Source organism: Acidaminococcus sp. (assembly GCF_050873445.1).
GTDB lineage: Bacteria > Bacillota > Negativicutes > Acidaminococcales > Acidaminococcaceae > Acidaminococcus.
Genome location: NZ_JBNMIU010000020.1, coordinates 23,209 through 32,600, shown reverse-complemented (window position 1 = coordinate 32,600; position 9,392 = coordinate 23,209). Strand labels below are relative to the sequence as shown.

General features: G+C 53.2%; 9 protein-coding genes and 1 rRNA gene. All 10 read right to left on the bottom strand.

From position 1 onward, the window contains the following. A 16S ribosomal RNA gene (locus ACR0QW_RS05070) occupies positions 1-123 on the bottom strand; the annotation flags it as partial. Between the two features lie 266 nt (positions 124-389). After that, positions 390-1,451 (bottom strand): A/G-specific adenine glycosylase, encoded by a 1,062-nt coding sequence (gene mutY / locus ACR0QW_RS05065; protein ID WP_432642625.1) that lies wholly within the window; start codon positions 1,449-1,451, stop codon positions 390-392. After that, complete coding sequence (locus tag ACR0QW_RS05060; protein WP_432642624.1) at positions 1,435-1,920, bottom strand: 8-oxo-dGTP diphosphatase; 486 nt, start codon at positions 1,918-1,920, stop codon at positions 1,435-1,437. The genes mutY and ACR0QW_RS05060 overlap by 17 nt, the downstream gene beginning before the upstream one ends. A 17-nt stretch (positions 1,921-1,937) precedes the next feature. After that, positions 1,938-3,053: a M20 family metallopeptidase gene (locus ACR0QW_RS05055; RefSeq protein ID WP_432642623.1), complete on the bottom strand. Its 1,116-nt coding sequence runs from the start codon at positions 3,051-3,053 to the stop codon at positions 1,938-1,940. A 115-nt stretch (positions 3,054-3,168) separates the two neighbouring features. Continuing rightward, on the bottom strand, positions 3,169-4,155 hold the full coding sequence (locus tag ACR0QW_RS05050) for a biotin-dependent carboxyltransferase family protein (protein ID WP_432642622.1): 987 nt from the start codon (positions 4,153-4,155) through the stop codon (positions 3,169-3,171). Then, positions 4,152-4,922 carry a 5-oxoprolinase subunit PxpB gene (gene pxpB / locus ACR0QW_RS05045; protein ID WP_432642621.1) on the bottom strand — a complete coding sequence of 257 codons (771 nt, stop codon included), beginning with the start codon at positions 4,920-4,922 and terminating at the stop codon, positions 4,152-4,154. The genes ACR0QW_RS05050 and pxpB overlap by 4 nt, the downstream gene beginning before the upstream one ends. Positions 4,923-4,937: 15 nt before the next feature. Then, positions 4,938-6,128 carry an NRAMP family divalent metal transporter gene (locus ACR0QW_RS05040; protein ID WP_432642628.1) on the bottom strand — a complete coding sequence of 397 codons (1,191 nt, stop codon included), beginning with the start codon at positions 6,126-6,128 and terminating at the stop codon, positions 4,938-4,940. Between the two features lie 78 nt (positions 6,129-6,206). Beyond that, complete coding sequence (locus tag ACR0QW_RS05035; protein WP_432642620.1) at positions 6,207-6,995, bottom strand: putative hydro-lyase; 789 nt, start codon at positions 6,993-6,995, stop codon at positions 6,207-6,209. Between the two features lie 18 nt (positions 6,996-7,013). Further along, positions 7,014-7,784, bottom strand: a complete 771-nt coding sequence (locus tag ACR0QW_RS05030; RefSeq protein WP_432642627.1) for a LamB/YcsF family protein — start codon at positions 7,782-7,784, stop codon at positions 7,014-7,016. 139 nt (positions 7,785-7,923) lie between these two features. Next, positions 7,924-9,099 (bottom strand): NRAMP family divalent metal transporter, encoded by a 1,176-nt coding sequence (locus ACR0QW_RS05025; protein ID WP_432642619.1) that lies wholly within the window; start codon positions 9,097-9,099, stop codon positions 7,924-7,926. Positions 9,100-9,392: the final 293 nt, after the last annotated feature.

Below are 9,392 nucleotides of genomic sequence, written 5' to 3'. Positions count from 1 at the left end.
TTGCCTACGCGTTACTCACCCGTTCGCCACTAAGAATTCACCGAAGCAAATTCTCCGTTCGACTTGCATGTGTTAAGCACGCCGCCAGCGTTCGTCCTGAGCCAGGATCAAACTCTCCAAAATAGATTATTTTGAAGAGCCACTTGGCTCTCAAATACTAGCTTTGATTTTTTAACCTGGTTTTCATCCAGGTGACTCGATCTTATCACCTAAAGTGACTTGACCCGCACATCTGTCAACAATATTTAGTTTTCAAGGTTCACCCTTGCTGTTGAACTAACAGCTTAATTATATTAACAAATCATTTAGAATTTGTCAACAGCTTTTTACGTTGTTTTTAATTCTTTGATTTGTCCGCTCTCTCTCAAAGAGAAAGCTTGTATATAATATCAAACTCTCTTTTTACTGTCAATACCTTTTTTCAAAAAAGTTGCCAGTTTGGCATGAGGCCCTGCCAGCGGAATCAGTTCCCACTCGTCCGGACTGAAGAAAGCATACTCTCCATCCGGCACTTTCGCACCTTCCAGGATATACGCTTCCATATACCAAATCTGATGGGTAAAAACATGCTTATGTTCCCATACTGTTTCTCCAGCACCAGCCTGCAGCAATTCTTCCAGCCCCTGCCGGGCTTCCGTTTTCGTTTTCTCCAATACCATAGGGAACTCCCACATGGAAGCCAGCATCCCTTTGGCTGGTCGTTTGTGCAGCAGGAATTTTCCTGTCCGTGCCACCAGACCGCAGGCTGCAGCAAATTCTTTCTGGGCTGCCCGGGGCCGCTTCACCGGCAGCTGATCAGTCCGTTTCTCCCGGAAGGCCCGGCATTGTCCTTTCAGGGGGCACTGGTCACAACGGGGATTTTTGGGACTACATACATCAGCACCCAGATCCATCATGGCCTCATTAAAATCCCCCGGGCGCATTTCCGGAATAATCGCTTCTGCCAACCCGGTCAAAGTCTTTTTTCCCGCTGTTGAAGCGATATCCTGATCGACTCCATAAAACCGGGCCAGGACCCGCAGCAGATTGCCATCCACTGCAGGCACCTGCTGACCAAAAGCCATGGAAGCAATGGCCCCTGCCGTATAGGCCCCGATGCCGGGAAGTCTCTGCAGGCTTCTGGCATCCTGGGGCATTTCTCCCCCATATTCCATCATCACCTGACGGGCTGCCTTGTGCAGATTCCGGGCACGGCTGTAATAACCCAGTCCCTGCCAGGCCCGAAGTACCTGCTCTTCGCTGGCCTGAGCCAAGGCTTCCAGGGAAGGGAACTGCTCTATCCAGCGACAGAAATACCCTTTGACTGTTTCCGTCCGGGTCTGCTGGAGCATGATTTCAGAAACCCATACATGATAGGGATTGCGTGGTTTGACCTCCCGCCAGGGCAGATCCCGACGATTGGCGTCGAACCAGTGGAGCAGCAATGTGGGCCAGTCACTTTGCAAAATCAAGATGGACCTCCTGGAACAGAGAATGGATGACTTTGTCTCCATCGGGACCGAACAGGATGGTTCCCCGCAGCTGTTTTCCGTCCAGCAGGGCAGGCAGCCAGATACAGTCGGCCTGCCACATTTCATCATAGGGCAGTTCTTCCAGGCTGAACCACCGAGGCTCCATTTCTTCCGAAAGCCGGGGAATCCCTTCCCATTTCCGGGCAAAGTACACCATGCCCCCATGGGACCAGTTTCCGTCAGAGGGCTGGTCAAAATACAGGTCAGCCATCAAATCCAGGTCTTTCGGCTGCACCCGTATACCGCTCTCCTCCCGCAGTTCCCGTACTGCGCACTGGCGCAAGGTCTCCCCCGCCTCGATTTTGCCACCGAATCCGTTCCACTTGCCCACGCCCATACCGCGCCGTTTCCGGCCCAGCAGAATGCGATTCTCACCATCCAGCAAATAAACCAGAGACGTATCCCGCATCTTGTTCCACCTTTCTCTTATTCCGTCAAAACCGCTTTCACCAGCGCCACCAGAAAACGGAAGCGCGGTTCCAGGCTGCTGATTTCTCCATATTCCGTCACTGCATGGCCGTTGCCGCCCACGGGCCCCAGCCCATCCAGGGTAGGGATTCCCAGAGCCGATGTAAAGTTTCCATCGCTGCCGCCTCCCGCTGCCTGCCAATGGAAAACAACACCCTGCTCTGCGCCGATCCGATCGGCCAGTCGGCAGAATTCCAGAGAACTTTCCGCAGGCATCATGGGAGGCCGGGCCACGCCGCCATCCACTGTGACTTTTACCCGTGCATCGAAGGGATGGGCTTCCATCTGCCGCAGGATCCGGTCGATCCGTTCCCCTTCGCTGCTTTTTTTGATCCGCACATCCACCACGCAGCGGCATTGCGCAGCCACCACGTTGGCCGCCGTACCGCCCTGTACCAGTCCGATATTCAAAGTGGTTCCTGCCTGCCGGTCGGCCAGGGTGATGAGTTTCTCGCCCCAGTGGATGAATTCATTGATGGCACTGGCCCCCTTATCCGGATTCACCCCCGCATGGGAGGCAATGCCTTCAAAGTTGATGGTATACTTGCAGATGCCCTTCCGTTCGTTCACCAAGTCCCCATTGGGACGGGCGCTTTCCATGATCAGGGCATGATCTGCCTTCCGGGCTTCCTGCTCGATGACGGGGCGGGAATACCGGGAGCTGATTTCTTCATCCGGATTGAACAGCAGACATACGCTGCCCCGCACCTTTTCCGCTGCCAGGACTTCTGCCAGGTATACCATGAACAGATCTCCGCATTTCATATCCGCCGAACCCGGCCCCTTGTAATGATTCCCTTCGATGGAAAAAGGCCGTTCCTGGACAGTCCCCACCGGAAATACCGTATCCATATGCCCCAGCAGGATCACATCGTAATGGGCCTGATTCCCCCAGACTGCTTTCAAACAAGGCCCCACCGCATCTCCCACCGGAATCAGTTCGGTGGTCCACCCGGCTTTGTCCAGGCGTTCCCTGATCCAGGCTGCCACCCGGGCCGTTCCTTCCGGATACGTACTGAAGGAATCCATATTCACCAACGTTTCCAGATCTTTCAGGTATTGCTGTACATCCATGCTCTCTGCCTCCTGATCCACAAAAAGGACCGGCCCCGTTGGGCGCCAGTCCTTTTCCTTTCCTGCACTGACACAATGATATTTATTCAATGCGGATACATGTTTTCCTGCTTTTTTATCGTTTCACCATTGCTTTGGCATCAGCAAGGAACCGTTCCTGCCGTTCCAGAGCCTGTTCGGCTGCCGTCAGGGTCACCGGTTTAAAATAGATCGTTTGTCCCGGTTTCATCTGGGCCAGCCGGGGCAGATCCGCCTGGATGACCTGGGCGATTTTGGCATAACCGCCGGTAGTCTGCCGATCCGCCATCAGGATGATGGGATTACCGTCCGCCGGTACCTGGATGGAGCCGAAAGTCACCGGTTCCGAAATCATTTCCAGGCTGCTGTCTTTATAATAGAGCGGCCTGCCGCTGAGGCGATACCCCATCCGATCCGACTGGGCCGTAATGGCGTAGGGGTTCTCCAGGAAGGTATACAAAGTTTCGTTGTCGAACCAGTCTGCCTGCAGACCCTGGGTTACCCGGATGGGATCCGCAGCAAACAGGCTGCCGTCCGGAATAGACCACCCCATGCTGCTGAATGTTTTTCCGCTCTGTGCAGAAAGAACCGCCGCCAGTTTTTCCTGTTCCGGTGATAAAACACCGGTTTCCAGTTCCGTCCCGTCCTGCAGGGGAACCCCGCCGAAGCCGCCCAGTTTGGCTCGCAGGTATGTACTCTTGCTGTTCATCACAAAGGGTACATCAAAGCCGCCGGCCACACTCAGATAACCTCTGGCACCTTTGGCCGCAAAGCCGAAAGACAGCGTGGTATTTTCTTTTACATAGATGGCTCGGTTCAACGGAACCGGTTTGCCGCCCAGTTTCGCACTCAGATCCGCACCGGTCAGAGCAAACACCAGACCGGCCGGCACTTTCAGAAAGGGCCCGCTCATGGTCATTTCCAGAGCCCCTTCCTTTTCCTCATTGCCCACCAGGATGTTGCCCAGTTTCAGGCTGAACAGATCCATGGCGCCGCTCACCAGGACACCGTATTTCTGGAACCCGTATCTTCCCTGATCCTGCAGCGTGGTCAAAGGGCCGCCTTTCTTCACCTGGATTTTCATCTGCCGGCACCTTCTTTCTCTTTTGCAGCCATTGCTTCATATTCTTTGGGGGTAATGCTGTAGAATTCCAGCCGGTCACCGGCCTGGAGCAGACTGGGATGGGCCAGATCCCAGGGCCGGAACAGAGCAAGGGGTGTCCGTCCGATCAGCTGCCAGCCGCCGGGAGTTTCCAGAGGATAGGCTCCGGTTTGAGACCCGGCAATCCCCACAGAGCCAGCCGGAATGGCCAGCCGGGGCGTCTTTTTCCGAGGTGTAGCGATTTCAGGAGGCAGACCGCCCACATAGGGGAAACCAGGCGCAAATCCAATCATGTATACCAGATAATCGCCGCCGGTATGGATTTTCACCACTTCTTCCGGAGTCATATGATGGTAATCGGCCACTTCCTTCAGGTCGGGACCATACGCACCGCCGTAACAGACCGGAATCCGGATCTTTGCCCGTTCCTTCTCTGCCGTAAAATGGATCCCGGCCAGCAGAGTCTTCACCTTGGCCGCTGCTTCCCGATAACCTTTGGACAGTTGATGATCTTCCGGCAGTGCAGAAGACCGGGCCAGTGCCAGCGGATCATAGAAAATCGTCACACCGGTATAAGAAGCCTCAAATTCCAGCAGCCCGGGGAAGGGATGCTGTTCCAGTTCTGTTACAAGAGCACGGGCGCAGCGCAGGATTTCCGGATCGATGGTGTCTCCGAAGGAAACCATCAGTGCTGCCTCCCCTACAGGCCGCAGCTGGGCTGCCTGCAGATATTCCGTTGCTTTATCCATATTTTCAACCACCTTTTAGCCCACCAGTTTGGGCAGTAATTTCGTTGCAGTCTCCACTGCCAGGCAGAGCATCACGGCAAAGATGATCCAGCCGGTGGCCAGCAAGAATCTGGGATGGACATAATCGCCCACAATGGATTTCTTCCGGGCAGCCAGGAGCAGTGCCCCCAGTACCAGCGGAAGGATCAGCCCATTCAGAGCCCCTGCCAGGATCAGTACTTTGACAGGTTTGCCGATAAAAGCAAACACAGCAGCAGAGAAAATGATGAATCCAATGGTCAGATACCGGTAATTTTTATTCAGACTTTCACTGAAGGTACGGATGAAGGAAACAGAGGTATAGGCACAGCCAATGACAGAGGTGATGGCTGCAGACCACATGACCACCCCGAAAATCTTATACCCTACTTCGCCTACGGCCAGTTTGAATACGGAAGCAGGCGGATTGGCAGGATCCAGAGCAAAGCCACGGGTGATAACCCCCAGAGCTGCCAGGAACAGGAAAATCCGCATCACACTGGTGATGCCGATCCCGGTCAAAGAACTCCGGTTCACTTCGTCCAGCCGTTCCTTGCCACAGATGCCTGCATCCAGCAGCCGATGCCCGCCGGCGAAGGTGATATAGCCGCCTACGCTTCCGCCCACCAGGGTCACAATGGACATCAGGTCGATCTTATCCGGTATGAAGCTCTTACTGATGGCTTCTCCCACCGGAGGATGGGAAGTAACGGCCACATAGATGGTCAGCAGCACCATGACGCCGCCGGCAATCTGGGCAAACTTATCCATCAGGCTGCCGGCTTCCTTGCTCAGGAAGATGAAAATAGCAATGGCCGCACTGATCAGAGCCCCGGTAATGGGGGTAATGCCGAACAGCACATTCAGCCCCAGACCGGCGCCGCCCAGGTTCCCAATGTTGAAAGCCAGGCCTCCGAACACCACAAAGACCGAAACCAAATAGCCCAGGCCGGGCAATACCATATTGGCGATGTCCTGCCCCGGCTTCTTGGCCACGGCGATGACCCGCCATACATTCAATTGGGCAATGGCGTCGATAATGATCATAGCCAGGATGGCGAAGCCGAAACTGGCTCCCAGCTGACCGGTGAATACGGTAGTCTGGGTCAGGAAACCCGGTCCGATGGCCGAAGTTGCCATCAGGAACGCAGCACCCAGCAATACGCTCACATTGGATTCTTTCTTCATCACAATCTCCCCCTCATTTGGATCTTGTTCTGGATATGGAATTGTCTCTGATTCCCAGGTGCTTTTCTTTTTCTTTTTTTACAGCACGCTCAAATCAGCATTTTTTACATCAGTAATAAACATATGACCCGGTGCATGCGTAATCATGAACTCAGGTTTCACAGCCATAGCCACAGCCTGGGGTGTAACGCCGCAGGGCCAGAATACAGGGACTTCTCCCGGTTTGATGGTGGAAGGATCCCCGAAATCCGGTTTGTCGATATCCCTGATCCCGATGGCCGCCGGATCTCCAAAATGGATGGGCGCCCCATGGACATTGGGCATCCGGCTGGTCACCTGGATGGCCCGAATGGCTGCCTTCGGCGTCATGGGCCGCATGGATACCACCATGGGGCCATGGAACACACCAGCCGGCGTGCATTGGATATTGGTGATGTACATGGGCACATTGTGGTTTTCCGTAATGTGCCGTACATCCAGCCCTGCATCCAGCATAGGCCCTTCAAAAGAAAAGCTGCAGCCAAGCAGGAAAGCCACCAGATCATCCCGCCAGTAACGGCTCAGATCTGTCACTTCATCTGTCAGCTCCCCATGCCGATAGATCCGGTATTTGGGGATATCATACCGCAGATCGGCGCCGGGAGCCACCGCTTTGGGTTCCGGGCTGCCTGCTTCCGTCACATCCAGGACCGGACAGGGTTTGGGATTGCGGGTAGTGAACAGCAGAAAATCGAAGGCCAGTTCCCGAGGCAGTACCACCAGGTTGGCCTGGGCATAACCATTGCACATGCCGCTGGTAAAACTGGTGATTTTCCCTTCCCGGATCAGAGCCCGGACTTCTTTGGGTTCCATATGGCTGGTATCCATGGGCATTCTCCTTTTCCTTTATTTCACGAACGTACCGGCTGCAACGATTTCCACGCCGTTTTCCGTCAAAGCCTTGCGGATTTTCTGGGTGAACAGCAGGGCTTTTTCTCCGTCACCATGGACACAGATGGTATCTGCTTTCACCGGGATCACCTTACCGCTCAGAGTGGTGACCTGGCCTTTCAATACCATGGACAGCACCTGAGCGATGGATTTGTCTTCATCCGTAATCATAGCACCAGGCTGGGTACGTGGCGTCAGGGAACCATCTTCCTGGTAACTGCGGTCAGCGAACACTTCCGAAGCTACTTTCAGGCCCACTTTTTCAGCCGCCTTGACACTTTCGCTTCCGGCCAGGGCAAACAGGATGATTTCCGGATCCACGTCATAAATGGCCTGGGCAATGGCTTCTGCCAGAGCCGGATCCTTGGCAGCCATATTGTACATGGCCCCATGGGGTTTTACATGCTGGAGCCGGGTACCTGCAGCCTTGGCAAAAGCAGCCAGAGCACCGACCTGGTACACCACCATGGCATACACATCAGCAGGAGAAACTGCCATTTTCCGGCGGCCGAAGCCAACCAGATCTGGATATCCGGGGTGCGCACCCAGTGCGGCACCGCTTTTTACGGCCAGATCAACAGTCTTTTTCATCACAGAAGGATCTCCTGCGTGGAATCCACAGGCAATATTAGCCGAAGTCACCAGCGGCAGCACCTTGTCATCCATGCCAATTTTGTACGCACCAAAACTTTCACCCAAGTCAGAGTTCAGATCTACTTTCATGATAACAGCTCCCTTCATTTTGCATGTCTCGAACATTATCCATTATAGTTTTCATTTTATACGACTTTCAACCATTCACATTTTTGTCACAGTATAATGTATACCCCTGCTTTTTCTGTAAAAAATGGTATGGTTTCCTTCTTCAGAAAAACATTTTCATAATTGTTTTGACACTCATGACCATCAGGACGGCAAATACGATCCAGCCGGTGTAAAACAGGAAACTGGAATGTCTGTAGGTTCCCACGATCCGTTCCTTTCTGGCTGCCAGCAGCAGAGATCCCAGTACGATAGGCAGGATCAGTCCATTCAGGGCCCCTACCACCACCAGCACCGTAACGGGTTTACCGATAAAAGAAAAGATGAAGGAAGAGAACAGGATGAATCCGATGATCAGATACCGATGATATTTCTCCAGAGTCGGACTGAAAGTACGGATAAAAGAAACAGAGGTATAGGCACAACCTACCACAGAAGTAATGGCCGCTGACCACATGACCAGACCAAAGATCTTATAGCCGATATCCCCTGCCGCCAGCTTGAATACAGAAGCCGGAGGATTGGCCGGATCCAGCAGAAAGCCCTGGCTGATGACTCCCAGCGTAGCCAGGAACAGCAAAATCCGCATCAGACTGGTGATACCGATGCCCATGAGAGAGCTCCTGTTCACCTGGTCCATATTTTCCACCCCGGTGATACCTGCATCCAGCAGCCGATGACCGCCGGCAAAAGTGATATAACCACCCACACTGCCACCCACCAGAGTCACAATGGACATCACATCCACTGCATCCGGCATCACCGTCTTCTGAATGGCCAGGCCCACCGGCGGATGGGAAGTCATAGCCACATAAATGGTCAGCAGCACCATAAAGCCGCCCACAATCTGGGCGAACTTATCCATCAGAGCACCGGCACTCTTGTTCAGGAAGATGAATACAGCAATGACTGTACTGATCAATGCCCCCATCACAGGAGATATTCCCAGCAGCACATTGAGGCCCAGCCCTGCACCGCCCACATTGCCGATGTTAAAGGCCAGCCCGCCGGCCACTACCAGAGCCGATACAAAATAGCCCAGTCCGGGCAACAAAGCATTGGCAATATCCTGCCCCGGTTTCTTGGCTGCGGCAATAATCCGCCATACATTCAGCTGCGTAACAGCATGGATCAGAATGGTGGCCAGGAGCACAAACCCGAAACTGGCTCCCAATTTTCCAGTAAAAACAGTGGTCTGGGTCAAAAATCCCGGTCCGATGGCTGATGTGGCCATCAGGAAAGCGGCTCCCAGAAGGACACTCCAATTGGATTCTTTCACTTCTTGTTCCTCCTTTGTATTTGCACAATTCTGTAAATTTTATTACTAAAAATCTGCCCTCCTTTCCTGCTTTGCTCCATTGCTCTCATGAATACATTATACGCAAAAATACAGCTGGAATTCGCCGTAAATTCTCCATAACTTATCATTTCATGTCAAATAATTAAAATCTATTTTATATTTTTATATGCTGCATATGACAAGAGAGACTGCCGTTTTTGCGACAGTCTCTCTTCCTATCCTGTTATCTTTCCAACCAGCCACATAAGCACGCCTGTCACGATGATGTATAG

Bases quoted from the DNA above. Each gene is read 5' to 3' on its own strand.
- ACR0QW_RS05060 (WP_432642624.1), bottom strand. From the start codon at position 1,920: ATGCGGGATACGTCTCTGGTTTATTTGCTGGATGGTGAGAATCGCATT.
- ACR0QW_RS05055 (WP_432642623.1), bottom strand. From the start codon at position 3,053: ATGGATGTACAGCAATACCTGAAAGATCTGGAAACGTTGGTGAATATG.
- ACR0QW_RS05050 (WP_432642622.1), bottom strand. From the start codon at position 4,155: ATGAAAATCCAGGTGAAGAAAGGCGGCCCTTTGACCACGCTGCAGGAT.
- pxpB (WP_432642621.1), bottom strand. From the start codon at position 4,922: ATGGATAAAGCAACGGAATATCTGCAGGCAGCCCAGCTGCGGCCTGTA.
- ACR0QW_RS05040 (WP_432642628.1), bottom strand. From the start codon at position 6,128: ATGAAGAAAGAATCCAATGTGAGCGTATTGCTGGGTGCTGCGTTCCTG.
- ACR0QW_RS05035 (WP_432642620.1), bottom strand. From the start codon at position 6,995: ATGGATACCAGCCATATGGAACCCAAAGAAGTCCGGGCTCTGATCCGG.